General features: G+C 72.6%; 21 protein-coding genes and 1 pseudogene. 9 read left to right on the forward strand and 13 right to left on the reverse strand.

Annotation, left to right across the window (positions count from 1 at the left end; translation table 11 throughout):
• Positions 1–94 precede the first annotated feature (94 nt).
• The 4 genes from PKF00_RS38530 to PKF00_RS38545 all read left to right on the forward strand — a co-directional run bounded on the left by PKF00_RS38530 (position 95) and on the right by PKF00_RS38545 (position 5,614).
• Positions 95–1,639, forward strand: coding sequence for a BTAD domain-containing putative transcriptional regulator (locus tag PKF00_RS38530; protein WP_271222688.1), 1,545 nt, complete (start codon positions 95–97; stop codon positions 1,637–1,639).
• Between the two features lie 318 nt (positions 1,640–1,957).
• Complete coding sequence (bluB, locus tag PKF00_RS38535) at positions 1,958–2,584, forward strand: 5,6-dimethylbenzimidazole synthase (protein ID WP_271222689.1); 627 nt, start codon at positions 1,958–1,960, stop codon at positions 2,582–2,584.
• Positions 2,585–2,795: 211 nt separating this feature from the next.
• Positions 2,796–5,153, forward strand: coding sequence for a serine/threonine-protein kinase (locus PKF00_RS38540; RefSeq protein ID WP_271222690.1), 2,358 nt, complete (start codon positions 2,796–2,798; stop codon positions 5,151–5,153).
• An 80-nt stretch (positions 5,154–5,233) separates the two neighbouring features.
• Positions 5,234–5,614, forward strand: a complete 381-nt coding sequence (locus PKF00_RS38545) for a VOC family protein (RefSeq protein ID WP_271222691.1) — start codon at positions 5,234–5,236, stop codon at positions 5,612–5,614.
• A 41-nt stretch (positions 5,615–5,655) separates the two neighbouring features.
• On the opposite strand, the gene PKF00_RS38550 is transcribed toward PKF00_RS38545, so the two are convergent.
• Positions 5,656–6,594, reverse strand: coding sequence for a zinc-binding dehydrogenase (locus tag PKF00_RS38550; protein WP_271222692.1), 939 nt, complete (start codon positions 6,592–6,594; stop codon positions 5,656–5,658).
• A 160-nt stretch (positions 6,595–6,754) separates the two neighbouring features.
• Between PKF00_RS38550 and PKF00_RS38555 the strand changes: the two genes are divergently transcribed.
• The 4 genes from PKF00_RS38555 to PKF00_RS38570 all read left to right on the forward strand — a co-directional run bounded on the left by PKF00_RS38555 (position 6,755) and on the right by PKF00_RS38570 (position 10,730).
• Complete coding sequence (locus PKF00_RS38555) at positions 6,755–7,354, forward strand: TetR/AcrR family transcriptional regulator (RefSeq protein ID WP_271222693.1); 600 nt, start codon at positions 6,755–6,757, stop codon at positions 7,352–7,354.
• A 382-nt stretch (positions 7,355–7,736) separates the two neighbouring features.
• Entirely contained in the window at positions 7,737–9,440 is a 1,704-nt protein-coding gene (locus PKF00_RS38560) for a CHAP domain-containing protein (protein WP_271222694.1), read from the forward strand.
• Positions 9,441–9,546: 106 nt separating this feature from the next.
• A complete protein-coding gene (locus PKF00_RS38565) occupies positions 9,547–10,356 on the forward strand; it encodes a HipA family kinase (protein WP_271222695.1) in 810 nt (269 codons plus the stop codon).
• The gene (locus PKF00_RS38570; protein ID WP_271222696.1) at positions 10,353–10,730 is read left to right on the forward strand and encodes a DUF3037 domain-containing protein; all 378 of its coding nucleotides are present in this window, start codon (positions 10,353–10,355) and stop codon (positions 10,728–10,730) included. Before PKF00_RS38565 ends, PKF00_RS38570 begins: the two co-directional genes overlap by 4 nt.
• A gap of 88 nt (positions 10,731–10,818) precedes the next feature.
• Here PKF00_RS38570 and PKF00_RS38575 read toward each other — a convergent pair whose 3' ends face one another.
• The 12 genes and pseudogenes from PKF00_RS38575 to PKF00_RS38630 all read right to left on the reverse strand — a co-directional run bounded on the left by PKF00_RS38575 (position 10,819) and on the right by PKF00_RS38630 (position 25,382).
• Positions 10,819–11,661 carry a GNAT family N-acetyltransferase gene (locus tag PKF00_RS38575; RefSeq protein ID WP_271222730.1) on the reverse strand — a complete coding sequence of 281 codons (843 nt, stop codon included), beginning with the start codon at positions 11,659–11,661 and terminating at the stop codon, positions 10,819–10,821.
• A gap of 56 nt (positions 11,662–11,717) precedes the next feature.
• Entirely contained in the window at positions 11,718–13,310 is a 1,593-nt protein-coding gene (locus tag PKF00_RS38580) for an alpha/beta hydrolase (RefSeq protein ID WP_271222697.1), read from the reverse strand.
• Between the two features lie 100 nt (positions 13,311–13,410).
• A complete protein-coding gene (locus PKF00_RS38585) occupies positions 13,411–13,746 on the reverse strand; it encodes a hypothetical protein (RefSeq protein WP_271222698.1) in 336 nt (111 codons plus the stop codon).
• Positions 13,747–13,821: 75 nt separating this feature from the next.
• A pseudogene (locus tag PKF00_RS38590) lies at positions 13,822–15,300 on the reverse strand (nSTAND1 domain-containing NTPase); the annotation flags it as partial.
• A 153-nt stretch (positions 15,301–15,453) separates the two neighbouring features.
• Positions 15,454–19,170, reverse strand: a complete 3,717-nt coding sequence (locus PKF00_RS38595; protein WP_271222700.1) for an ABC transporter ATP-binding protein — start codon at positions 19,168–19,170, stop codon at positions 15,454–15,456.
• Positions 19,171–19,248: 78 nt separating this feature from the next.
• Entirely contained in the window at positions 19,249–19,518 is a 270-nt protein-coding gene (locus tag PKF00_RS38600) for a lasso peptide biosynthesis PqqD family chaperone (protein WP_271222701.1), read from the reverse strand.
• A 200-nt stretch (positions 19,519–19,718) separates the two neighbouring features.
• Positions 19,719–20,648, reverse strand: a complete 930-nt coding sequence (locus PKF00_RS38605; RefSeq protein WP_271222702.1) for a YVTN family beta-propeller repeat protein — start codon at positions 20,646–20,648, stop codon at positions 19,719–19,721.
• Positions 20,627–21,946, reverse strand: a complete 1,320-nt coding sequence (locus PKF00_RS38610; protein ID WP_271222703.1) for a cytochrome P450 — start codon at positions 21,944–21,946, stop codon at positions 20,627–20,629. The genes PKF00_RS38605 and PKF00_RS38610 overlap by 22 nt, the downstream gene beginning before the upstream one ends.
• A complete protein-coding gene (locus tag PKF00_RS38615) occupies positions 21,936–22,364 on the reverse strand; it encodes a lasso peptide biosynthesis B2 protein (protein ID WP_271222704.1) in 429 nt (142 codons plus the stop codon). Before PKF00_RS38615 ends, PKF00_RS38610 begins: the two co-directional genes overlap by 11 nt.
• 24 nt (positions 22,365–22,388) lie before the next feature.
• Positions 22,389–24,242, reverse strand: coding sequence for an asparagine synthase-related protein (locus PKF00_RS38620; RefSeq protein WP_271222705.1), 1,854 nt, complete (start codon positions 24,240–24,242; stop codon positions 22,389–22,391).
• 174 nt (positions 24,243–24,416) lie between these two features.
• A complete protein-coding gene (locus PKF00_RS38625; protein WP_271222706.1) occupies positions 24,417–24,530 on the reverse strand; it encodes a keywimysin-related RiPP in 114 nt (37 codons plus the stop codon).
• 558 nt (positions 24,531–25,088) lie between these two features.
• Positions 25,089–25,382: a hypothetical protein gene (locus tag PKF00_RS38630; protein WP_271222707.1), complete on the reverse strand. Its 294-nt coding sequence runs from the start codon at positions 25,380–25,382 to the stop codon at positions 25,089–25,091.
• 195 nt (positions 25,383–25,577) lie between these two features.
• Between PKF00_RS38630 and PKF00_RS38635 the strand changes: the two genes are divergently transcribed.
• Positions 25,578–25,976, forward strand: a complete 399-nt coding sequence (locus PKF00_RS38635) for a RidA family protein (protein WP_271222708.1) — start codon at positions 25,578–25,580, stop codon at positions 25,974–25,976.
• Positions 25,977–26,069: the final 93 nt, after the last annotated feature.

Consider the following 26,069-nt stretch of genomic DNA (forward strand, 5'->3'; position numbering starts at 1 on the left):
CCTTACGAAAGATCACGGTAGGCGCTGCCACGTCACGCTTCGAACATCAATCCGCGCAGTCGGTTAAGTGACCTGTTATGCGATACTCCACCCCGTGGACTTTCTCGTGCTGGGTTCCCTGACGATCACGCACCAGGGGCAGTCCACCGCCCCCAGCGCCGCCAAAGATCGCGCCTTCCTCGGTGAGTTGCTCGCCCATCCCGGCGAGCTGGTCTCGACCGAGCACCTCGCCCACACCCTGTGGCCCGACCGCCTGCCCGCGGACCCGGCGAACGCGGTGCAGGTGCGGGCGTCCCGGCTGCGCACGCTGCTGCGGTCCGTCACCGCGCCCGCCGAGGCGGAGTCGGTGCTGTGCAGCCGGTCGGGCGGCTACAAGCTCGACCTCGGCGACGCGGGCACCGACCTGGCGCGCCTGCAGGGAGCGCTCTCCCTCGCGGGCCGCGCGGACACCCCGGAGACGGCGATGAAGGCGCTGCGGGAGGGACTCGCGCTGTGGCGCGGAGAGCCGTTCTGCGACGTCCCGCAGACGCCGTGCGTCACGGACCAGGCGGCGCACGCCCAGGAGCTGCGCCTTTCCGCCATGGAGGCGTACGCCACGCTGAGCCTGTCAGGGCCGGGGGTCCCGGCCACCCTGGTCGCCGACCTGACCACGCTGGCGAGCCGCAACCCGCTGCGCGAGCCGTTGCACCTCCTCCTGATGCGCGTCCTGCACGCCACCGGCAGGTCGGCGGAGGCGCTCACACTCTACGAACGGCTCCGCAGGACCCTCCGCGACGAGCTCGGCACCGATCCCAGACCCGAGGTGCGCGCCCTGCACCAGGAGATCCTGGCCGCCGAGCCGGGGCCGCCGTGCCCCGTGCTCCTCCCCCGGGACGACACCCCGCTCCTCGTGCGGAAGGCGGAAGGGGAGACCCACGAGGCCGGCTCCTTCGGGGGCGAGATCGGGCGAACGGGCGACGACGGTGAGGCCGAGCCGGAAAACGGTGACGGCGGTGAGGCCGAGCGGGAAAACGGTGACGGCGGACCCCTGCGTGGGAAGGACGACGGCGGAGCCGGGCGGCCGGACGGCGAAGGCGGAGCGGGAGCGGAGACGCCGGGCGGCGACGGCGGAGCCGGGGCGGAGGCGCCGGGCGCGGAGAGGCGTCCGGGCCTCGGCCCACTCGGATCGCGCGCCCGCCGCGTGGCCGCCGCGGCCGTGGTCGTCTGCCTGGCCGCGGCGGCGGTGTTCCTGTGGCTGTCGCGTCCGGCCTCCGGCCCTCCCGAGCCCGACCTGGTCCGGCCCGTCCCCGGCGACAAGTCACGGCTGGCCGCGGACGTGACCTATCCCGACGGCAGCGCGGTCAGGGTCGGCGAGAGGTTCGTCAAGACCTGGAAGATCGACAACATCGGCACGGTCCCGTGGCGGGACCGCTTCCTGTACCGCCAGTGGCCGTGGGACGGCGAGGACCTGTGCCAGACGGAGCGGAGCGTGCCGCTGCCCGACACCGACCCCGGCGGCTCGGCGCTGGTGAACGTGGAGGTGCGGGCTCCGAGGGAACCGGGTAAGTGCAAGGTCTACTGGAAGATGGTCGACGCGGACGGCAACCAGTACATGCCCCACCTCAGCGGCATCTTCTTCGACGTCAAGGTCGTTCCCTGAGGAACGGGGCACGGGCCGCCCGAAGCCGCCCCTTCTGACCTGGACCTTCACAATTCCTGTAGGGCCGCTCCCGGCTCCTTCCCCCGGGGGACGGCGGCCGTACAGCGAATCTACAGAGCGTCCCGACAGGCTGTCGGCGGGCGGTCACCCATCCTGCCGCCTTCGGTCGGAAGGCCTGCTGCTCTCCTCGCCTTCCTCTCTCCTCCGGCCCGCGGGGGCGTGTCCGCCGGCCCCTTCGCCGATGTCCGAAACCCGTCGGGTCACGGAACGGCGGGGGCACCGGCGGGCACACGGGCCGGGTCGGAGATGCTATCGATCATGACTGAGTTCTACGAAGTGATCTTCGATCGGCGGGACGTACGCGGGGAGTTCACCGGGGAGGCGGTTCCCGAGCAGATCCTGATGCGGATCCTGGAGGCCGCGCACGCCGCGCCCAGCGTCGGCCTCTCGCAGCCATGGGACTTCATCGTGATACGCGACCAGGGCGTCCGCGACGCGTTCGCCGGCCACGTCGAGGAGGAGCGCGCCGTCTTCGCGGCCTCCCTGGACGCGGAACGGGCCGCCACGTTCGCCACGATCAAGGTCGACGGGGTGCGCGAGTCGACGCTCTCCGTCGTCGTCACCTACGACCCTCTGCGCGGCGCGCCCGCCGTCCTCGGACGGCACTCGATCGCCGACACCGGGCTCTACTCGGTCTGCCTGGCGATCCAGAACCTCTGGCTGGCGGCGACCGCCGAGGGCATGGGGGTCGGCTGGGTGTCCTTCTACCGCGAGGAGTTCGTCACCGGCCTGCTCGGCGTCCCCGAGGGGGTCCGCCCGGTGGCCTGGCTCTGCCTGGGACCCGTGAGCCACCTCAAGACCGTCCCCGACCTCGAGCGCAAGGGGTGGCGCAAGCGTGTCCCCCTGTCCGACCTCGTCCACCGGGACGGCTGGAAAGGACGCTGAGCGCCCTTCTTCGAGAACGTCCCCTCGCGAGCCCGGCCGTACGGAGCCGTGGAGACCGTACGGCCGTCGCCGCCGTGCCGCGTGTCCGGCGCGGGACGACCGGAATTTCCGATCACTCCCTGCGACCTTTCCAGCGAAATTCGCGAACCGTGACAACCGACAGCGGGGGTGAGACCGTCGAACAAGCGACGGCGCTCGGAGGGGGACTCAATTGGTTCCGGGATACCACGAGGTTCGAGAGCTCGGCGCGGGAGGCGGTGGCCGGGTGGTGCTGGCCACCTACACCGCGACCGGCGCCTACGTGGCGATCAAATATCTGAACACGGCCCTGAGACAGGACCACCGGTTCCTGGTGCGCTTCCGCGAGGAGGCGCGGGTCATGGTCGAGCTGCACGACCCGAACGTGGTCCAGTTCTACGAGTACTACGAGGACGTGCTCGAGGCCGCGATCGTCATGGAACTGGTGGACGGCGTCGCGCTCAGGAGGATCCTGGCCGACCACGGCACCACCAGCCCCGAGGCGGCGCTCGTGGTGCTCAAGGGCTCGCTGCTGGGCCTGGCGTTCGCGCACTCCGCCGGGATCGTGCACCGCGACTACAAACCGGAGAACGTGCTGATCCAGGCCGACGGCGGCAGCAAGCTGACGGACTTCGGCATCGCCGCCCGGACCGGGGAGGCGGGCACGCCGGAGGGCACCCCTCCCTACATGGCCCCCGAACAGTGGACGGGGCACCCGGCGACCGCGGCGAGCGACGTCTACGCGGCCACGTGCGTGTTCTTCGAGTGCCTCACCGGGCGCAGGCCGTACCGGGCCGGGCACGGCGCCGCGCTGATGCACCAGCACCAGACCGCGCCGATCCCGCTGGAGGAGGTGCCGAGCTCGGTACGGGGACTGGTCGCGCGGGGCATGGCGAAGAACCCGGCGGCCCGGCCCGCGACGGCGGAGGCGTTCCTCGCCGAGCTGGAGACGGCGGCGGTCTCGGCCTACGGACCGGAGTGGGAGCAGCGGGGGCGGCGGCACCTGGCCGAGCTCGCGACGCTGCTGGCGCTGGCGTTCCCGCTCGCCAGACCGACGCAGAGGGCGAGCACCTCGATCGCGCGGAGCGTGGTCGGCCGCATCGGCGGCAGGGGGGCCGCGGGCCGCGCGGGCGGGGTGCGACGCCCGCGGGTCGGTCCCAGGATCCTGGCCGGAGTGGCCGTGATCACCGTCGCGGCCACCGTCGGGCTCGTCGCCTCGGGCCGGTCGACCGACAGGCTCTCGGCCGACACGATCTTCACTCCGCCGCCGAGATCCTCCTCCGACGAGACGCCGCCGGGCGGCGAAGGGGGGTCGCCCCCCGCCGAGCCCGTCACCCCGCCCGGCCCTTCGCGGAGCCTCACGGAGCGCACCTCTCCTCCCTCGGGGAACACCAACCCGGGCGGCGCGAGCCACTCGCCCCGCCCGTCGCCGACCCGCGGAACCGGCTCGAACCCCTCGGCCTCCCCTTCGCCCCCTCGGACCCCGACCCCGATCACGACCGCCCCCACGACGCCGCCGCCCACGCCCAGGCACGCGGTCAGCGACCTGGCGATCACCCGGATGGACGCGGGCGGGGCGACGGTCTCCCTGCGCGCGTCGACCCCGGCGGACGTCGTGCTGACCGTCAGGTTCGCCCAGGGAGACGACCGCGACCAGCTGACCGAGACGGCCCCGCGCAGCTTCACCCTCACCGGAGCCGACGTCTACTCCCAGCCTGTCGGGTACGCCTTCACCGCCCCGGCCTGCGAGCAGACCCTCTACCGGCGGGTCACGGTCTCCACCTCGCCCCGGTTCTCCGGAGGGGAGCTGAGCCGTACGACGGAGGTCAGGGGCGATCCCTGCCCCGCGCCCACGGTCCAGAGCGTGGACATCGCCTCGTGGGACGGCGACGAGGCGACCGTCAAGGTCCGCGCGGGAGGCCCCGGCAAGGTGCGGCTCACCGCGGTCTTCACCCGCAAGGACGGCGAGGGAGCCGTCAGGACCCTGAGCACCCTGACCAGGAACCTGTCCGGCGAGACCGGCTACAGCGTGGACCTCCCCGGCCCCGCGACGGAGATCCCGTGCGACGGCGAGGCCGTGCTCGGGATCACGGTCACCACCGACCGTCCCTCCGCCAACGGCGCGCAGTACGAGGAGACGACGGTGGGGGGAGACAGGTGCGCGCCTCCCTCGGTCACGATCACCTCCTTCGACGGCGCCACGGTCGGCTTCCGGGTCCGCGCCTCCGACGCCTCTCCGGTGACCGTGAGACTCGCGTTCGCCCAGAAGGTCGTCGGCGGCGAGACCGGGCAGACCGGCAGCGCCCAGACGCTGGAGCTGTCAGGCCGTACCGAGTACTCGCGCGAGGTGACCGGCCGGTTCGCCCCCCTGCCCGAATGCGGCCTGCCCGTCAGGCGGACAGTGGTGATCACCACCGTCCCCGAGGGGGAGAGCCGCTCCAGGGAGACGCGGATCACCCTTCCGCCGTGCCAGTCGGACGAGGAACCGGAGCCGTCGGTGTCCGAGGAGCCGTCCTCGGACGGCGGGACGTCCCCGGAGGAACCGGGATAGCGGACGCCCCGTCGTCGGACCAGATCGGCGCGGGACCGGCGACCGGCGACGCGCGGGACCGGCTGCGAATCCGCGCACCGGTGCGAGTGACCTTCGACCTGCCCCCCGTGGAGGCCAGTGTGAGCAAGCTCGGCAACGTCCTGATCCCCGTCGACGACATGGAGGGGGCGATCGCCTTCTACTCGGGTGCGCTCGGCCTGGCGGTGAGATTCCGCGACGGCGACAGGTTCGCCGCCCTGGACGGAGGGGGTGTCACGGTCGCGCTGGTCGGGGCGCTCGAACGGGTCGCGGGCGACGTCACCGCGCCGTCCTACAAGGTGGGCGACGTCGCGCTGGCCGTACGGGAGCTGGTGGAGGCGGGCGCGAAGGTGGTCGGCGAGCCCGAGACGGGACCGCACGAGGTCAGGGCGGTGCTCCGCGACCCGTCGGGCAACGTCTTCGTGCTCTACTCGCCCCTCTGAGACCCCTCCCTCTGCGGCTCCCCCTTCTTCTCCCTCGCCCCTCACCGTCCGCCGGCGTCCCGCCGGTACGGCTCGACGTCCAGTACGGCCTTTCCGGAGACCTGGCGGCCGAGCAGGGCCCGCGCGGCCTCGGCGACGCCGTCCCAGGCTCCGCGCAGGCCGATCTCGGGAGAGAGCCTGCCCTCGGCGACGAACTCGACCAGGGTGGCCAGGTCGGGCCCGAACCGGGTGGCGTCGCCGAACGTGCTGATCGACCTTGACGGGCCGAGGGAGAAAAACGAGTGCGGCGCGAACGCGGCGGGCTCGCCGGAGGCCCAGCCGACGCTCTGGATGTCGCCGCCGGGGGCGAGCAGCCGCCACGCCGCGACCAGCTGCGCCCCGCCGACGTTGTCCAGGACCAGGTCGACGGGGCGGTCGATCCCGTCGAGGCCGACCACCACCTCGTGGGCGCCCAGCTCGGCCAGCCCCTCCCCGCGTGCCGCCGAACCGACGGAGGCGATGACGCGCGCCCCGCCCAGCGCGGCGAGCTGCACCGCGAACCTGCCGACTCCCCCCGCGGCCCCGGTGATCAGGACCCGGCGGCCCAGGATCGGGCGGGATCTCAACGTCCGCAACGCGGTGACGCCGGCCATCGGCAACGCCGCGGCGTCGGCCAGGTCGACGCCGTCGGGGACCTCGGCGACCGAGTCCGTGCCGACCGCCACGCGCTGCGCCCAGGCGCCCGCGCCGAACACGACGACCCGAGCGCCCTCCACCGGCCCGCTGCCGTCCGCCGCGGCCCGCGCCACGACGCCCGAGGCGTCGTGGCCGAGCGTCGTTCCCGGCGCGAAACGGCTCGCGAACGCCACCTCACCGCGGTTGAGCGATATGTGCCGCACGTCGACCAGCACCTGGTCGGGGCGCGGGTCGGGGTCCCCGGCCTCGCCGAGGCCGATGCCTTCCTGCGCCGCCGGGTCGGCGACGAGAGCGCGAACGGTCATGAGGCTTCCTTCGGGTGAGACGGGACGCGCGCGAGGCGGAGCGCCTCGCGGACGCGGAGGACGCGGGCGGGGCCGCCCTCCGGAATTAGCGGACCGACAGTCCGTTTATCTCGGAGTAGCATATTCGGACCAAAGGTCCGTTTGTCAACGAGGGGGTTCCATGGCCGGGCAGCACCAGGAGCGCGCCGACGCGGCGCGCAACCGGCACGCGGTCCTGCGGGCGGCGGAACGGCTGGTGGCCGAGCACGGCAGCGACCACGTCTCCCTGGACCGCGTCGCCGCGGCGGCGGGCGTCGGCAAGGGAACCGTCTTCCGCAGGTTCGGCAGCCGCACCGGGCTGATGCGAGCGCTGCTGGAGGAGCGGTCGCTGGCGCTGCGCGAAGCCGTCGCCGGCGGCCGTCCGCCCCTGGGGCCGGGAGCGCCCGCCAGGGAACGGCTCACGGCCTTCCTCGACGGGCTCGGCGAGATCGCCGAGGGGAACGCGGCCCTGCTGACCGCGCACGAGCAGGCGTGCGCCGACGACAAGTACACCGAGCCGAGTTACCTGTTCTGGCACCGCCACATCGCGTCCCTGGTGGCGGAGGAGCGCGCCGACCTCGACGCGGATTTCCTGGCCCACGCGCTGCTCGCCCTGTTCGACGGCGAGCTGGTCAGGCGCACGACGCGCCCCGACGACCCTCGGCGCTTCACCCGGTCCATCCAGGAGACGGCCACCGCCCTGCTCACCGCCCCGCCCGTCTCCCGCCCGCCGGCACGGTGACCTCCACCCCGGCCGCGCCGGGGTTTCGGGCCGCCGAAGCCACCAGATCCGACATTCGGCGGATCTTTTTCGTTGAGGCGTTTACAGTGGAAAAATCATGAAAAAGCCTCTGACGTCGGCTTTCGCCGCCCGGTATGCCCGCGAGCTTCCAGACACGCGCCCCGGGCCGTCTTGACCTTCCCTTTAAGGGAGGTAGCCTCCCTCGTCACGGAAGACAACTGACCAATGGTGCCGCCACACGAGTCCCGATCGTCCCTCTGATCGGTCCCCGTGAACGCGCCATCGCTCAACCCCCATCTTTCGGCGGCCAGGTCGCGAGGGCGGCGCGACCATGCTTCGACGGCCGTCGGAGGGTGACCCGAAACTTCCAATGACACCTGAGATGCACAAGTACATCGAACTGCTGGAGAGCCAGCTCGGATATTCCGAGAGAGACAGCGGCTACACCAAGTTCGGTGCCTGGTACGGCGGCAACGTCGAGTTCGACGCCGACTACACGGCGGCCCCCTGGTGCGACATGTACCTGTCGTGGGCGGCCAAGAAGCTTGGATACGAGGACTGGATCGGCCAGTTCGCCTACACCGTCAGCCACGCCAAGTGGTTCAAGCAGCAGGGCGCCTGGGGAACCGTCCCCGAGCCGGGGGCCATCGTCTTCTTCGACTGGAGCGGCTCGAAGAAGATCGACGGCATCGACCACGTCGGGATCGTCACCAAGGTCGAAGGCAGGACGATCCACACCATCGAGGGCAACATCGACGGCGGCGTCGCCAAGCGCAAGAAGCGCGACACCGACAAGGTCGTCGGGTACGGATATCCGGAGAAGATCAAGGCGCGTCTCGAGAAGGAGGCGGCCCAGCAGCAGGAGATCGTCACCTCCGACGCCCATGTGAACAACTCGGTGGCCCTCTCCCAGGGGCCCAGCCTGCTGTCGATGGTCCCCCCGCCCGCCCCGGTGCGGGAGAGCGAAGCGCCCGCCAGGCCCGCCCAGGTCAGAACCGGCCCCAAGCACGCCAAGCCGGCCACCGAGTCCTCCTCGGGGTCCACCGGGGGGAACAGGGCTCCGGAGAGCCGCGAGAAGACCGCCCAGACCGCCTCTCAGGGCACCGCGAAGACCGCCGAGACCCCCAAGGTCACAACGGCGGCACCCCAGACCTCCGCGGGCCGTACCGGCAAGCACGCCAAGCCCGCCACCGCGGACACCAACGCGGTCGCCGCCGCCCCTGCCGCCACGGGACACGACCTGGCGCTGGACGCCCCGCAGCTCGGCAGCCCCGCGATCCTGGCCCCGGTCCTGCTGGCGGCGGTGGCGATCATCGCCCACGCCAGGACCAAGCAGTCGAAGACGCGGCTCGCGTTCGCCGCGGAGGCCGCCGCGCCCGCTCGCCCGTCGCGGCGGGCTCCGGGCCGCCGCCGCGCCCCCGGCCGCCGCCGGATCACCGGGAACGCGCCCGTCCTCGCCGAGGAGCGCGGGACCGCCCTGCGGATCACCGCCCCGACCGCCGCGGAGACCGTCGCCGAGACCACGCTCGCACCGGCCGCGGCCGTCGACTTCCCCTCGGTCACGGCCCCGCTGGCGCACGTCCACGAGACCCGGTCCCGTCAGGGCGGGACCGGGGAGGCCGAGGAGAGGCGTCCCTCGGACCTCGTCCCCGCGGCGAGGACCAGTCTGACCCGCGTCGAGGAGGCCGCCTCCCCGGCGAGCGTGACCCGCGCCGGGGAGACCCGCGCCGGCCACCTCCGGCACGACGGTCCTCGCCTGCCCTACCAGGGCAGGCGCCGCCTCCGCGAGCGTCCGGTGGTCGAGTCGTCCACCTTCGTCCAGGACGCCCCCCTGCGCGGGCGGCGTCACCGCAGGGCGGAACCCGTGGTCAGCACGACCATGCGAACCACGCAGACCCGTCCCCCAGGCCGCGCCAGACACGGCTTCCCCGACCAGACGGCCGTCCTCGCCTCCCCCGTCCCGCCCTCTCCCACCGCGCCCTCTCTCACCGGGTCCTCTCCCACCGTCCCCTCCCCCGCCGAGCGGGACGACGTCCTGGTTCACCGCGGCTACCAGGGACGCCGCAGGGCGAGGGTGTCCGTGTAGGCCCGCCTCCGCCGACGCCTTCCCGGAAAGGACGTGCCCCGGGAAGGCGTGCCCCCGGCGGTCCGCCGCCGGACTCCCGGGCAGGATCAACCGGTAGCCTGGCGGAGTGCTGGAACAGATCACGGCCACCCGCTACGTGACCCCCCTGAGAGAGGGCGGATCGCTTCCCGGGGTGGTCGAGGCCGATGACCTCGGTACCTACGTCGTGAAGTTCCGCGGGGCGGGCCAGGGCCGCAGAGTGCTCGTCGCGGAGATCATCTCCGCCGAGCTCGCCAGGCGGCTCGGCTTCCGCACCCCCGAGCTGAAGGTGATCGACGTCGATCCGCAGCTCGGCCTCAGGGAGCCCGACGAGGAGATCCAGGACCTGCTCCGGGCCAGCGCGGGCCTCAACCTGGCGGTCGACTTCCTGCCCGCCGCGCTCGGCTTCGAACCGCTCACCTGGCCTCCCGATCCCGATTTCGCCTCCCGGCTGCTCTGGTTCGACGCCCTGATCCACAACGTGGACCGGAGCTGGCGCAACCCGAACCTCCTCGTCTGGCACGGCGAGACCTGGCTGATCGACCACGGCGCGGCCCTGTGGTTCCACCACAACTGGCCGACCGCCGACCCGCAGCGCCCCTTCGACGCGGGCGACCATGTGCTGGCCCCCTTCGCCACCCGTGTCGCGGAGGCGGACGCCGAGCTCAGCGGGAAGATCACCAGAGACTTCCTCGACGGGGTGGTCGACGAGGTCCCCGACGAGTGGCTCGAGGACGAGCCGGGGTTCGACGGGGCGGAGGCCGTACGGCAGGCGTACGTCGAGCATCTGCTGGCCCGCGCCCAGGCCCCGCGCGCGTGGCTGCCCGAGCCCTCGCCCGCGCCCAGGCAGGAGAGGAAGACCGGCTCTGTGGGCGCGTTCTGGAGGGACAACCGGTGAGAGACGTCTACGAGTACGCCGTGATCCGGGTGATCCCCCGCGTCGAGCGCGGCGAGCTGATCAACGCGGGGGTGCTGCTGTACTGCCAGCCGCGTGACTACCTGTGCGCCCGGGTCGAGCTGGACGAGGCACGGCTGCGCGCGCTCGACGCGCACGCGGACCTCGACGGGGTACGGCACGCGCTCGGCGCGTACCAGCGCTCCTGCCTCGGCGAGGAGGGGCCGCTGACGGAGGAGTCACTCGGCAGCCGGTTCCGCTGGCTGACCGCTCCGCGCAGCACGATCGTGCAGACGGGTCCGGTGCACGCGGGCCTCACCTCGGACCCGGAAACCGAGCTGGAGCACCTGGTGACCCGTCTGGTCCGCACCCTCTAGCCCCGCGTCCTGGCCGCACCGTGTCCGCCCCCTGTCCGCCTCCTGCCCGTTCCGTGCCCCTGAGGGGCCCGGACGGCACGGCGACGGCTCAGAAGAGCACCGACATGAAGGTGCCGACCTCTTTGAACCCCGCCTTGCGGTACGCCGCCCTGGCGGGGGCGTTGTAGTCGTTGACGTACAGCGAGACCACGGGCGCGAAGCAGTCGAGCGCGTGCTTGATCACCGAGGCCATGCCCGCCACGGCGTGCCCCCGGCCGCGCAGGTCGGGATGGACCCAGACGCCCTGGACCTGGCACGCCTGCGGCGTCACCGCCCCGATCTCGGCCTTGAAGACGACCCTGCCGTTCTCGATCCGCGCGTACGACCGGCCGATCCGGATCAGCTCGGCGACCCGGGAACGGTAGAGGGCGCCGCCGTCGCCCGCCTCGGGAGAGACGCCGACCTCCTCGGTGAACATGGCGACGCAGGCGGGCAGCAGGATCTCGAACTCCTCCGGCCGGACCCGCCTGACCAGGGGGTCGGCCGGGACCGGCGAGGGTTCGGTCGCCTCCATCACCGGCTGTGCCCAGCGGATCGCGCGGGCGGCGCCCCAGTAGGGCTCGAGCCGTTCCCACAGCGGTTCGACGGCGTCCGAGGGACCGACTATCGAGGAACAACGACGGCCTTGCTTCCTGGCCCGTTCGGCGAAGGCGTGCACGGCGTCCGAACCGGCGTTCACCGGGACCAGGTTCGCTCCGGCGTAACAGAGCGAGGCGAGACCGCCGCGCGGACCGAACCCCCACATCTGACCGCCGAGCCTGGCCGGGCTGAGTCCGACGGCACGGACCCTGGAGGCGACGAAAACGTTGGAGACGGGATCGGCGTCCAGAAGCGCCAGAACCTCGTCACGATCGCTGTCGTCGAGCACACGCGACGCCATTGTGCGCAGCATCACGCGCCCAGCCTACGCGACCCCCACGATTTTGGCAGGAACCAACACAGAGCCTGTCATCTACCCTGATCGGTCCTCGTTCCCAGGCGGGCGGAGGGCGGCGGCTCGGGGTTTCCTCCACAGCGGGCGTCCGGGCCGTCCTGGGAGCGGACGGCCGGGCCGAAGAGCGTTCCGTCCTTGAGGTAGGCGGCCAGGTGACGGTCGACGCAGCGGTTCCCCCCGAAGGCCACCCCGTGGTTGCCTCCCGGCACGGTCAGCAGCCGGGAGCCGCCGAACAGCCTGCGCACGCGCAGCGCCCCGACGTACGGCGTGGCGGCGTCGCGCTCGGACTGGATGAGCATGACCGGCGGCAGCTTCTCGCTGTCCTGGAGCCTCACCGGGGTTCCGCCCTGCTCGGGCCAGAAGGCGCACGGCGCGTTGTACCAGGCGTTCGGCCAGGTGAGGAAGGGGGCTTTGGCGTGCAGCTTGGACATGTCCGTCCGCCACCTGTCCCAGTCACGCGGCCAGGCGACGTCGCGGCACTGCACTCCCAGGTAGACGGCGTAACCGTTCTCGTCCTTCGCGTCGTTCTCGGCGTACCTGCGGTAGACCCCGAGCAGCGGGTTGGTGTCCCCCTTCTTGACGTAGGCGGAGAACGCCCTGGCGAGCTGCGGCCACACGACGTCGGTGTAGCCGCCGACGGTGTAGATGTCGTCGAGCTCGCTGGGGCCGATCACCCCGCCCGCGGGGCGGGCGCGCAGGCGCTCACGCATGGCGTACCACGCGAAGGACACCGCCTTGCCGGTGCCGCCGAGCTTGTAGGCGGCGTTGTTGCGCGCCGTCCACCGCAGGAAGTCCTGGTGCCGCCGGTTGAAGGCGACGTCCTGGGCGAGGTTCGTGCCGTACCAGACGCCCGTGGGGTCGACCACACTGTCCAGGACCAGCCGCTTCACCCGGTCGGGGAAGAGGGTGGCGTAGACCGCGCCGAGGTAGGTGCCGTAGGAGTAGCCCAGGTAGCTGATCCTGGGCTCGCCCAGCGCCGCCCTGATCTCGTCCATGTCCCTGGCGGCGTTCTCCGTGGTCAGGTGCGGCAGCATCCAGCCCCACCGGTTCTCACACGCCGCGGCGTACTGCCGGGCCCTGCCGAGGAGCACCGCCTCCTCCCTGGGGTTGTCCGGCACGTTGTCCGGACGGGGCGGGGCGTAGTACTTGCCGGGGTCCACGCATCGGACCGCGGGCTCGCTGTCGCCGACGCCGCGCGGGTCGAAACCGATCACGTCGAACCGGTCGGCGAGTCCCGCGGGGAGCTGGGCGGCGACCTGCTTGGCCAGCTCCAGGCCCGACGCTCCCGGCCCTCCGGGGTTGACCAGCAGCACGCCCAGGTGGTTGTGGTCGCGCGAGGCCTTCCCCCTGATCCGGTTCAGGGCCAGGCTGATGGTCTGGTACGGGTTGGCGTAGTCGAGCGGCACCCGCACGGAGGCGCACTCGACCGTGGGCACGGCGGCCGCGGCGGGTTTGGGCAGCACGTTCTCGACCAGCGCGCCCTTATCCGGTTTGTCACAGGGCCCCCAGACGAGTTCGTCCCGCCCCTGCGCCGCCGCTCCCTGAGGCGCGCCGACGGCGACGGCCAGCATCCCGATGCCCGCGACAGCCCCGACAACCCTTTTCACGAACTCCCCCTACTCGTACGGCAGAGGCGATGTTCTCCCAGTAGACGACGGCCCACCGGCGGCACCACCGGATCCTTACCATTGTGTAGCCCGTTGATTGCTATCTGTAATGTCCCGCGGTCGTGTCCCGCGCCTCGGCGGCCGCCCCGAGCCGGTAGGCGGCCTGGCCGAGCGACCCCGCAGGCGGCGGGTTCGCCGCCCTGAGGGAGACGGCCTGGTCCGCGGCCCTCCGGGAGGAACCGACGTCGCGCTGTTCCGCGGCGGCCCCCCGGGCCCGCAGCGCGTACCCCGTCGCCACGCCCGCCGCGAGGAGCAGGACACCGAGAAGCACGACGAGCCCTCTCAACCGCCGGGTACGGCGACGCTCGACCTCCTGCTCGTGGGCCTCGGCGTCGACGCTGGCCTGGAGGAACTCCCGCTCCCGCTGGCTCAGCACGGCGTCGCCGCGTTCGGCCCAGTCACGGGTGATGCCGAGACGGGCGCCGCGGTAGAGCGATCCCGGGTCCCGCTGCAGGGACTCCCACGCCTCGGTCGCCTCGGTGAGCCGGTGGTGGGTGCGCAGGCCCTCTCGGTCCTCGGCGAGCCAGTCCCGCAGGCGCGGCCAGGAGCGGATGAGCGCCTCGTGGCTGACCTCGACGCTGTCGCGGTCAAGGGTGACCAGCCTGTTCCCCGCGAGGTGTTCGAGGACGACGGCGACCTCGGGGTCGTCGTGGCACAGCTGGTGACGGCGGACGCGGCGTTTGGTGTCCTGGGCCCCGTCCCCAAGAGCGGTGAGCCGCAGGAAGATCTGCCGCGCCAGCCGTCGCCGCGTGTGGTTCAGGAGCGTGTAGGCGTGCTCCGCCGTTTTGGCGACGGCGCCGTCGAGGCCTCCCGCGGCCTCGTATCCCGCCAGGGTGAGGGTGTTGCCCCTGCGTCTGGACTAGGTCTCGAGCAGGGCGTGGGAGACCAGCGGCAACACACCCGGCTGTCCGGCGGCGTCGGCGACCAGCCGGGAGACCAGTGCCCCCTCGACCATGCATCCGGCGTGCGTGGCGGGCCGCACGATCGCCTGCCGCAGCTCGTCGGCCGTCATGGGCCCGAGCGGGACCTGGACCTCGCTCAACGCCTCGAGCAGCAGCGGATGCGTGGTGCAGTGGGCGTAGAAGTCGGCGCGGACCCCCATGACCACCCGGCACCTGCTGGTCCTGCTCCGCACGGCGGTGAGGAGCAGGTCGATGAACCGGGCGCGTTCCTCCTGGTCCTCGCAGAGGGTGAAGACCTCCTCGAACTGGTCCACGATGATCAGCATCTCGGTCTCCTGCGGCTGCCCGATCAGCGCCTGGCGCACGAACCGGTGAAGGCCTCGGGGGTCGCCCGCGAGCTCCGTGTGAAGGTCGGCGAGCGTGGCGCCCGTGGGCAGGAGGCGGAGCGCGAGCTCCTCGAGCGGCAGTGCTCCCGGCGTGAACAGCACCGGGAGCCAGGGGCGTTCGCCGACCCGGACCCGGGCGAGCAGGCCCGCGCGCAGCAGTGACGACTTGCCCGCCCCCGACGCGCCGAGCAGCACGACGATCCGCCGCTCCGTGATCCGGGACAGGAGCTCCTCCATGATCCGTTCGCGTCCGAAGAACCTCGGGGCGTCCTCCGCCTGGAAGGCGGCCAGGCCGACGTACGGCGAGGCCGGATCGGCCGTCGCCTCGGTCCCGTTCCCGCTCTCGCCCTCCCCCTTCCGGGCGCCTGCCGTGGGGTGGGCGCTGAGCTCGCGCCACCGTTCCTCCCACGCCGTGACGTCACCGTCACAGCCGCGCACGTAGGCGAGGGTGACCGCGAGGCTGGGCAGCTTCCTGCCGCCGGCCGCCTCGGACAGGGTGCCCGCCGAGTAGTGCGCGCGCCTGGCGAGTTGCCGGTAGGTGGGGTCACCCGCCTTCTTCCGCAACAGCCGGAGATCCGCCGCGAACCGGAGAAGCCGGGCGTCACCGGAGTCCGTGTTCAGTGGACGCTCTCGCCGGGGCACCGGCCCTCCCTCTTCCCGCTTCCGCCGTGTCGGTCGTGAACCCCCCGCCGACGCCGGGGGCCCGTCTCCGCCCTGTGCCTGGACAGGGCGGTGATGAGTCGGTCGAGCAGAGTCGAATGGGTGAACGTCCCGGCGGACGAAACAGGTGAGACATCAGCCCGCGGACCACAGACGGGCGTAACGACCTCCCATGGCCAGCAGGTGCTCGTGCCCGCCGTCCTCCACGATCCGGCCTCCGTGCAGCACCAGGACGCGGTCGGCCCTGGCGGCGGTGGCCAGGCGGTGCGCCACGACGACGGTCGTGCGCCGCCTGGTGAGGCGTTCCCTGGCCGCGAGCACCGCCGCCTCGGCCAGGGGGTCGAGCGCGGCGGTCGCCTCGTCGAGCAGCAGGATGTCGGGGTCGGCGAGTTCCGCGCGTGCCAGCGCGACGAGCTGTTGCTGGCCCGCGGAGAGCCCCCTGCCGTGCTCGCCGACCGGTTGCCTGAAGCCCAGGGGCAGGGACGCCGCCAAGGCCAGGGCGTCGACCCTGCGGGCGGCCTCCTCGATCTCGGCGGGCCCGGCGTCCGGCCTGGGGTAGGCGATGTTGCTGGCGAGGTCGCCGGTGAACAGGGAGGGTTCCTGGGGCACGACGCCGAGACGCCGCCGGTACCGTGAGGGCGGGTAACGACGCAGATCGACGCCGTCGACCAGCACCCGCCCCTCCTCCGGGTCGTAGAACCTGGCGATCAGCTTGACCAGGGTCGACTTGCCCGCCCCCGTCGCCCCGACGACGGCGACCGTCTCCCCCGCCTCGATGCGCAGCGAGACGTCGCGGAGCGCGGGCCGTCGCGAGCCCGGATAGCGGAAGGTGACGTGCGAGAGCTCTATCTCGCCGCGCAGCCTGGCGGGGACCCGGACGGGGCGCTCGGGGGCGGCCACGGACGGGCGGGTGCGCAGGAGCTCGGCGACGCGCCGCATCCCGACCGAGGCCTGCTGGTAGGAGTCGAGCGCCGTGGACAGCTGCTGGACCGGGGAGAACAGCCGGGTGAGATAGAGCAGGAAGGCCAGGAGCACCCCGACCGTCATCTCCCCGTCGGCCACCCTGAGCGAGCCCGCTGCCAGCACGGCCGCGTAGGCGACGTCGAAGAGCAGGGCGACGGTCGGGGAGAACAGCGCGAGGTGCCTTCCCGCCCTGAGCCGGGAACGCCGGTAGGCGTCGCTGCGCTGGGAGAACCGGCGCGCCGAGCGCTCCTCCGCGCCGTGCGCCTGGGCGACCCGAAGTCCGGAGACGCCCTCCTGCAGCTCGGCGTTGACCGCGCCGTCGCGCTCCCTGGCCTCGGCGTACGCGGCCGCGGAGAAGCGACGGTAGACCAGGACCGCCATGACGAGAGGCGGCAGCACGGCAAAGGCGACCAGCGCGAGGGAGGGGTCGGCGAGCACCAGCGTCACGGCGACGCCCAGCAGCGTGAGGGTCTCCACCAGCGCGGTGGCCAGGCCGGTCGTCACGAACGCGGACAGGGCCTCCACGTCGGAGGTCATCCTCGTCATGATCTGTCCCGCCCGCTGGTGCTCGTGGTAGTCGAGCCCGAGCCTCTGCAGGTGGGCGAAACTCCGCACCCGCAGCAGGTAGAGCACGGTCTCCCCCGCGCGCGCCGTGACCACCGTCTGGCCCGCGACGGACAGGCTGCTGACCAGCACGGCCAGCAGCGCGACGCCGCTCGCGGCCCAGAGCACCGGCGCCGACCCCGTGGAGACCCCCTGGTCCACGCCGTGACGGATCAGGGTCGGCAGCGCGATGGAGGCCAGGCCGCCCAGAACCATGAGGGCGGCGCCGACGGCGAGCGGCCGGCGAACCGGTCCGACCACGCCGCCGACCCCGGGCTCCCCGTCGGGGGCTTCGACGTCCAGGCCGGGCGGCAGCCTGGGCTCCGCGTCCGCGGGCGGCAACGACACCGCCCATGGCGGCGCGCCCCCGACGCCGGTGTCGGGGCCAGGGCCTGCGCCCGCCTCCTCCGCGGGCCACAGCCCCGGGGTGAATCCGCCGCCCGCGACCTCGCCGCCACGCCGCGCCCCCGGGACGCCTCCGTTCCCGCGGAACGGTTCCGCGGTCGTCACGGGGGCGCCGGAGGACCGTCCGAGCTCCTCCCCGGGACCGGCCAGCAACGAGGTGAACAGCGGGCAGCGGGCCTCCAGCTCCCGCCGGGTTCCGACGTCGACCACACGCCCCCGGTCCAGCACCGCGATCCGGTCGGCGAGGGCGAGGGTGGAGCGGCGGCGCGCGATGAGGAGGGTGGTGCGCTCCCCGGTCACGTCCCTGAGAGCGGCGTGGACGGCAGCCTCCGTCCTGTTGTCGAGGGCGGAGGTGGCGTCGTCCATGACGAGCACCCTGGGCTCGGACAGCAGGGCGCGGGCCAGGGCGACCCGTTGCCGCTGGCCGCCGGACAGGGTGATTCCACGGTCGCCGACCACCGTGTCGTAGCCGTGCGGGAGGGCGGCGACGAAGTCGTGCGCCGCGGCCTTCCGCGCCGCGGCCTCGACGGCCGCGTCCGTCGCGCCCGGCAGGCCGTAGGCGATGTTGGCCCTGATGGTGTCGGAGAACAGGAACGGCTCCTCGAAGACGATCCCGACGGCCGAGCGCAGGTCGCGCAGCCGCAGCTGTCTGACGTCCGTCTCGGCTCCGGGGGGACCGAGGCCGACCGAGCCCGCGTGGACGTCGTAGAAGCGGGGCAGCAGCAGCGACAGCGTCGACTTGCCGGAACCGGTGGCGCCGACGATCGCCAGCGTCTCGCCTGGCTCGACGGTCAACGTGACGTCGCGCAGCACCGGCTCCTGGCGCGAGTAGCCGAAGGACACCCGTTCCAGCCGCACCGCGAGCGGCCCCTCCGGCAGGTCCCGGGGATCGGCCGCCTCGACGACCACGGGATTGGCGTCCACGATCTCGTAGATCCGGTCGGCCGCGACGCGCCCCGTCTGGACGGTGAGGACGAGTTGCCCGAGCGCCCCCGCCGGGCCGGCCAGCGAGGCGCAGTAGCTGGAGAACGCCAGGAACGTGCCGAGGCTCAGCGTCCCGTTCATGACGAGCCAGCCTCCGAGCCCGAGCAGGGCGACCTGCGCGAGACCGGGCAGCCCGGCCAGCAGGACGACGGAACGCGCCCTGAGCGTGGCCACCCGGAGCTGCTCGGCGAACAGCCGGAGCGCCAGCCCCCTGAACCTGCCGACCTCGCGGGACTCCTGCCCGAAGCCCGTGACCACGCGGATTCCGGCCACCCGCTCCGCGACGTGCTGCACGATGTCGCTCGCGCGCTCCCTGGCCGACCAGGTCGCGGGAAGCAGGACCCTGCCGGTGCGCAGGGTCACCACCGCCATGAGGGCGAAGACCAGGACGGCGACGAGGGTCAGCGGCGCCGACAGGAAGGCCATCGCCCCCAGCGCGAAGACCCCCATGGCCAGTGCCCCGGCGATCGCCGTCGCCTCGGTGAGGAAGCGCTGCACGGCCTGGAGGTCGACGATCGCCCGCGAGACCACCTGGCCGGTGCGCAGGCCGTCCTGCCTGACGCCGTCCAGCCGCTGCACCGACTCGAACACCTCGCGCCGCAGATCGTGCTGCACTCCCAGGGCCAGCGTCTCGGTGGCGTACTGGGAGAGGAACGAACCGGCGAAACGCAGGGCGGCCAGGCCGAGCAGCACGCCCAGGACGACGCCCGTCGCCGCGCCCCGGCCCGCGACCGCGTCGTCGACCACGGCCCTGGCGACGAGCGGGCCGACCGCGCCCAACGCGATGATCAGCAGTGACGAGACGGCGACGAGGGCCGCAGCGAACGGATGTCGCAGGCACTGCCCGGCGAGCCGCCGGATCGACCCCCGTGGCCTCGCCGGAGCCGGTGCGGTCACCGCCCCCTCCCAAGCGGGCTCCCGCTTTTTCGACTCCCCTGTCCGGCCCCGGCTCCTCGGCTTCCGGCACCGGACATCTCAGACGGGCCCGCCCGCCGGCACGAGGATCCCCGTGGAGATCATCTCGTTCATGACGTCGGCGACGTCGGCCTCGGCCACCGCCTGGTCGACGGAGAACTCCTCCAGCAGGGCCTTGACGGCATGGGCCGGATCCCCTGAGGTCAGCAGCGTCCTCAGCACGGTCGACCCGCTGGGGTTGAGGTTGAAGTACTCACCTCGCACCTCGTCGAGGAGCACCAGTCCGTAGTCGGTTTCCACCTGGCGTATGTGGGGGGCGAGCGCGTACATCGATCCTCCGTTTCCCTCCGCCGCTCCGGGGCTTCCGGACGGGCGGCGCGACTTGTCTCTGAGAGGCCCCTCCTGCGAACGGCCCCGCCTCCGAGGGCCCTGAGCACGGCGGCCGGGCGCCTTCACCGGTTCGTCGTCGCCGCTCGCCGTACCGGCGCCCTCGGCGACGCCGAGCGGATCGGCGCCGGCGCGCGCCCCGGTCACGGCACCGGGGTCAGGAGGGGCACGCACACGGCGATCCCTCCCGGGTTGACGTCCAGCGGGATGGTCGAGACGACCGTGTCGGTCTCCGTGCTGATGACGGAGATGTCGTTGCTCTCGCGGTTCGTCACGTAGACGTGGCGGCCGTCCGGGCCGATCGCCAGGTTCTCCGGTCTCTCACCGACGCCGATCACGGCCCCGACGGCCGCACCGGCGGTGTCGAGGGCCACCACGACGTCGGAGTAGTAGCTCGTGACGTAGCAGCGCCCGCCGTCCGGGGTGACCACGACCCCGAAGGGCCCGGACTCCGTGGCGACGGTCGCGACGACCGAGTCGGTGGCCGTCTCGATGACGCTGACGCTGCTGGTCCCGCCCGAGTTGGCGGAGTTGGTCACGTACACCCGCGCGCCGTCCGGTGCCACGACGACGCCGTTGGGGTTGACGCCGGTCGGGACGACGGCGGTGACGGCGCCCGCGGCCGTGTCTATCACCGACACGTCGCCGCCCTCGAAGTTGGTCACGTACAGGCGGCGGCCGTCCGGGCTGACGGCCGGGTTGCCGGGGTTGCGGCCGACCGGGATCGTACGGATCACCGCCCCGCTCGCCGTGTCGACCACGGAGACGTCGTCGCCGTTGTAGTTGGTGACGTAGAGGCGGCGGCCGTCCGGCGCGGCGGCGACTCCTCCGGGCCCGCTGCCGACGGCGACCGTCGCGGTGACGGCCCACGTGCCGGAGTCGATGACGGAGAGCGTGCCGTCGTGGAAGTTCGCCACGTACACCGTCCCGCCGTCCGGGGAGGCCGCGACGCCGAAGGGCGTGGCGCCCACCGGGATCCTGGCCACCACCTCGTTCGCCACCGGGTCGACCACCAGGGTGGTCGCCGTCATCAGCGCCGGCACGCAGAGCCTCACGCCTGGGACACCGGACACGCCCTCACCTCCTTCGCCTCGGAACCGGTTCGCGTCCCCGCCCCTGTCCCCGCCCCTGTCCCGGCCCGCGTCCCCGTCTCCCAGGTGACCGGGAGCTCGGTCACCCCCTGCAGGCTGAGCGGAGGCTTGGCGGGCAGCCGCTCCACGGGCGTCGCGAGCCGCAGGGTGGGGACGCGCTCGAACAGCGTCCCCAGGGCCACCTCGAGCTCTAGCCTGGCGAGGTGCTGCCCCAGGCACAGGTGGGGGCCGTGCCCGAAGGCCACCTGGCCTCTGGCCCGCCGGGACAGGTCGAGGACGTCCGGGTCGGGGAACGCCTCCCCGTCGCGGTTCGCGGCCGCGGTCGACAGGACGACCGCGTCCCCCGCGCGGATGGTCGAGCCCGCCAGCTCGACGTCGGCCTTCGCCACCCGCAGCAGGACGTCGGCGATGGACAGGTAGCGCAGCAGCTCCTCGACCGCGTCCGGCAGAAGGGACGGGTCGTCCCGCATCCGGCGCAGCTGCCGCGGATGCTCCAGGAGCGTCAGCACACCCAGTGCGATCATGTTCTCGGTGGTCTCGTGCCCGGCGACCAGCAGCATCATCACCGTGGAGAGCGTCCTGCGGTAGGTCAGCTCACCGGCGCGCATCCTCGCGACCAGGTCACCGAGCAGGCCGGAGCCCACTTCCCCGTCGTCCTCGGCGAGCAGCAACCGCTCCAGATGGGGCCGCAGCTCTCCCAGCCCCCGGTCGCCCCGTCTCAGGCACTCGTAGAAGACCGCCCGCCGCGCGCCCCGCACCCCCAGGATCTCGGTGAGCACCAGGGCGGGCAGGGCGGCGGCGAACGCGGGCACCAGGTCGACGGGCGGCCGTTCGGACAGCAGCCGGTCCAGGAGCCGGTCGACGGCCCGCTGGATCACCGGCCGGAGCGCGGAGACGCGGCCGGGCCCGAACTCCCTGCTCAGCATCCGGCGGTGGACGCCGTGCTCGGGCGGGTCCATCTGGACGAACGACTGGGACTCCCGCAGCGCCTCGGGGGCGACCCTGAGGTCGGGCGGTATGTGTTCCAGCTCGGGATACCGGGGGTCGGTGACGTCCGCGGAGATCCTGGAGTCGGCCAGCAGCGCCCGCACCTCGGCGTGCCCGGTGACCAGCCACGCGGGACGTCCTCCGGCCAGCGTCACCCGGGCCAGGGGTCCGTGCGCGCGCAGTCTCGCGTAGCCGGGGGGCGGGTGGTAGGGGCATCCGCGCGCCATCGGGAAGTCGGGTTCCGCCCCTCCGCCGGGCAGGGCGTCGTGGAGGCCGGAGACCTCAGTGTCCATCGGGTCCCACCTCCACGAGAACCCGCAGGTAGTCCTCGGGAAGGTCCTCGTCCACGTCGCGCCCCTCCGCGCGCACCCACGCGTGCGCCCCGAAGGGCGGCGTGACACGCGCGCCGACGCACCAGGTCGGCCAGCAGCCCCACATCCGGCACAGGATCGTCGTGGCCAGCGCGCGAGGCAGGCATCCGTTCGGTCCGCTGCAGGCCCAGCTCGTCCTGACGACCACCGAACGCGCCCGGCTCGCCTCGCCGTACCGGGCGGGCCGCGCCCCGCGCCGCAGACGGCGCAGGACCCGCTGGATCCTGATCGGCGACTGTTTCTCGAGTCTTCTCGCGACGAAGACCGCCACCCTGGCGAACAGCCGATCCCGCCAGGACAGCGAGGCGGGGTCGATGGAGATGGTCTGGGGCATGGTCATGGTCGGCTCCAGGAGGTGTCGAGGTCAGTCCGGGGCGCCGGAACGCCGGCCGCCGGTGGAGGTGTTCTCCCTTTCGAGCTGGTTGCGCAGCCAGATCTCGCAGGCGATGGTCGGCTCCAGCCTCAGCGAGAACGTCTCCACGTCGACGGGACCGTGGCACGTCCTGCGCAGCCTCGCCAGGTCGACGATCCCGAGCCGCGCCAGCTCCGAGTCCTCGACGATCCCGATGATCTGGTCGCGGTGTCTCCTGCTGCCCAGGACCGCGTTCGCCGGGGTGTGCGACTTCGTCGTCCTGGTCAGGGTGACGTCGGGGACGATCCCCCGCATGGCCTCGACCAGGATGGGTTTGTACTTTCCCGGGTCGTAGCGGTCGGCCAGCCGTACCGACAGCACGGCGTCCATCACCCGGTCGTCGAAGAACGGGGCGCTCGTCAGGGCTCCGTCCGCCGCCGAGATCTGCTGGAAGCCGCGCGTCGACTGCGCGCCGGAGTGGATGGACGCCAGCGTGGTGTGCATGCCCCGGTCGGCGTCCAGGACCGGGTCCAGCGCGGCGGCACGCCGTATCTCGTCGCGGACCATGCCGATCCCCTCGGCGCTGAGCCACGTCGGCAGCGCGGGGAACGCGCCCCACCCGAACTCGGCGCTGCTCATGTCGACGTCGTGGTTGGGAAGCCGGTCGGCGGCCTCCCTCAGCCACGCGGCGTAGGTTCCCGCGGTGAGCATGCTGCGCACCACGCGCGTCCACGACCACCGGTGCTTGGCCGTGATGGCCTGCAGGTGGCGAAAACCGAGCCGCGGCCGGCTGCGCAGCAGGCGGGGCAGCCACTGGTAGGAGTTGGAGCACATCTCGTCGCCGCCGAAACCGACCAGGTGCACGCGGGGCCGGTGCCGCTCCCCCCGCATGAGGATGTGGCGGTACGGCTCGCGGTTGTGCTGGGCGAGGAAGGGCTCGTCGAACGAGTCGCGGGCCGTCAGGATGCCGTCGTAGACCAGCGGCACCTCGTCGGCGGCGAGGACCTCGTGGCGCAGGCCGTACCCGGAGCGCCGCAGTTCCTCGGCCGTGCGCGCCGCCCACTCGACGTCCTCGTCCAGGGTGTCCGGCTGGGCCGTGGTCAGTGCGACGACGTCGGCCCCCTCCCGTGTCGCCAACGAGACCAGCGAGCTGGAGTCGAGGCCGCTCAGGTGGGCGGCGACGGTCTGTCCCGGCGCGGCGCGGACCAGCACCGCCTCCCGGAGCGCCGCGCGCAGGGCCGCCGCGGCGTCGGCCCGTGACAGCTCGGCGGGCGGCGGGAACCACCATCTCTCCTCCCGCGCGCGTCCCTGCCTGTCGAGCCGTACCGCGTGGCCCGGCCACACCGCCCGTACCGTCGTCCAGACCGACTCCCAGCCCAGCGGCCACGGCGGCGCCGTGAACAGCAGCCGGGAGGCGATCCGCGCGGGGTCGACGGAGCCGTGGGACAGCGCGGCCAGCACGTTCGCGTGGTCGCCCGCCACCTGCAGCCCGGCGACCTCGGTGTGGAAGACGCGCCGCATTCCCGTCGCGTCGCCGTACAGCGTGGTGACCCCGTCATGCGAGGCGGCGAGGTGGAAACTGCCCGCGATCCTGGCGCGGAGGTCGCCGAGCCGCCCGCCGCGGGCCACCTCGGCCGCCCTGGCCGCGAGCCACTCGCCGGTCACGGCGTGCTCGCCCAGGACGGCGACCGCGCTGTCTCCCGCGCGGCCGACCGACAGCCGTTCGTCGTCCCACCGGCCGACGAGCCAGGGGCGGCCGGAGGCGTGCGTCAGTTCTGCGACGTCGACGTACCGGTCACGAAGCCGCTCGACCACGGCGAAACCATCATCGGTGTCCGGAAGCACGACGAACCATGGGATCTTCATCTGGGACACGCTGGTGCACTCCTCCTGAGCTGAGACCACGGTGGGCGGCCGTGCCGTCCGCCCCGCCGGGGACGGCGGTTCCGCCGGGAAGACGACGGACGGCGGGAAACCGATGGACGGCGCGCGGCGTGAGAACGCCGCGCGCCGTCGCCTTCACCCGACGAGCCGGGCTTGTCAGTCGGTCAGGTAGTTCGGACCGATCCACTCCCACCAGGGACCCGGCTTGAGCCGGGTCTTGGCCCGGAAACCGCCGGCGCGAACCAGGGTCGGACGCTCGTAAGCGCGCATCGAACTTCACCTCCTTTCGCGGATGGTGTCGGCTGACGCGCTCACCGCCGGCGTCCGGTCCGCCGCCGGCCGTACCGGCCACGTGCTCGGATCAGTCGGGCGGGTCGCTCGTGCCAACCGCTGATCCAGTGATATCCCGTATGTTTTGTTCGGTTTCGACGGTGCCCGGAGGACAAACAAACGGATGAACAATCGAACAATCGAACAACTCCACTGACTGGGAAAACGTGCGGCGAGCGGGTGAAGACGACGGGGCGGAAACGGTTTCTCCCCGCCGGGCGCGGCCCGGTTCGGTCGGCCGTCCCGCCGGCCGAACGCCGTCGTCCCGCGACACGCGAAAGGGCACGGCGTCGCCGACGCGCCGACGACGGGCACGACGACCCGGTGGATCCGCTCGTGCCGCCGCGCGAAAGGCCGCGCGAGAGCTCGGGAAGGCGACGGCGGGGAGGCCCAGGAGAGGGGAACGGCCAAAGAAGCCGGGGAGCGAGAAGCCGCCCTACGGGGAGGCGGGGTCGTCCGGGAGCGCCGGCGGGAGACCTCCCGGTCGGCGGCGCGCGGTCAGGTCCGGGGATAGCGGGGGATCTGGCGGCGCTGGCTCGCGGCGCTCCCCCACTGCAACAGATCCAGCACGACCGCCAGAGCGATCCAGAACCAGTCCCCTCCCCTCAGCCCGACGCCGGGGGTGTACAGGATGACGTACATCAACGTCGTGAACGGCAGGAAGATCAGGCCGAGCAGGGGCCAGATCCATGTGTCGAAAGCCGCGTTGACCAGCGCCGGTCGCGCCAGCCAGATGACGAACACGCCAAAGCGCGGAAAAAGCCCTGCGAACGCCGCGAACAGGCAACCCATGACGTCTCCCCCGACTTTCCCGCTAAATACCCAAAAACCCGAGAGCAGATATTTTCCCGACTTTTGTACTTATATACCCAAGATTTCACCAGTAAAAGGTAGGCCTATTCCTGCGATCCAGGCGTCGGCATTCCGTCCGCTCCGTCGCGCACCCCACGTTTGGTCGCTCACGGCCGCCTGTCTACCGTTCACCCCATGACAGAGCGATACGCGATCTCGAGTGGTTCCACCTTCGAAGAGGAGATCGGTTACGCACGGGCGGTGGTCGACGGCGACCGGGTGCACGTGTCCGGGACGACAGGCTTCGACTACACGACGATGACGATCTCCGACGACGTGGTCGAGCAGGCCGAGCAGTGCCTGCGCAACATCGAGGCGGCGCTGACCGAGGCGGGCTGTTCGTTCGCCGACGTCGTCCGCGTGCGCTACCTGCTGCCCGACCGCGCGGACTTCGAGCCGTGCTGGCCTGCCCTGCGCCGCCGCTTCGGCGAGGTCCGTCCGGCCGCGACGATGCTCGTGTGCGGCCTCTCCGACCCCCGCATGAAGATCGAGATCGAGGTGGACGCGCGAAGGCCCACGTCGGCCGCGGGCTGACCACCGGCGGCGTCTCCGAGCGTCCGGCCGCCCGCCTCGGAGATCCCGCGCACGGGCACGCCTGCGGGATCTCCCGAGAGACCGGCCCTACGC

The organism is Streptosporangium carneum (assembly GCF_027922005.1).
GTDB lineage: Bacteria > Actinomycetota > Actinomycetes > Streptosporangiales > Streptosporangiaceae > Streptosporangium > Streptosporangium carneum.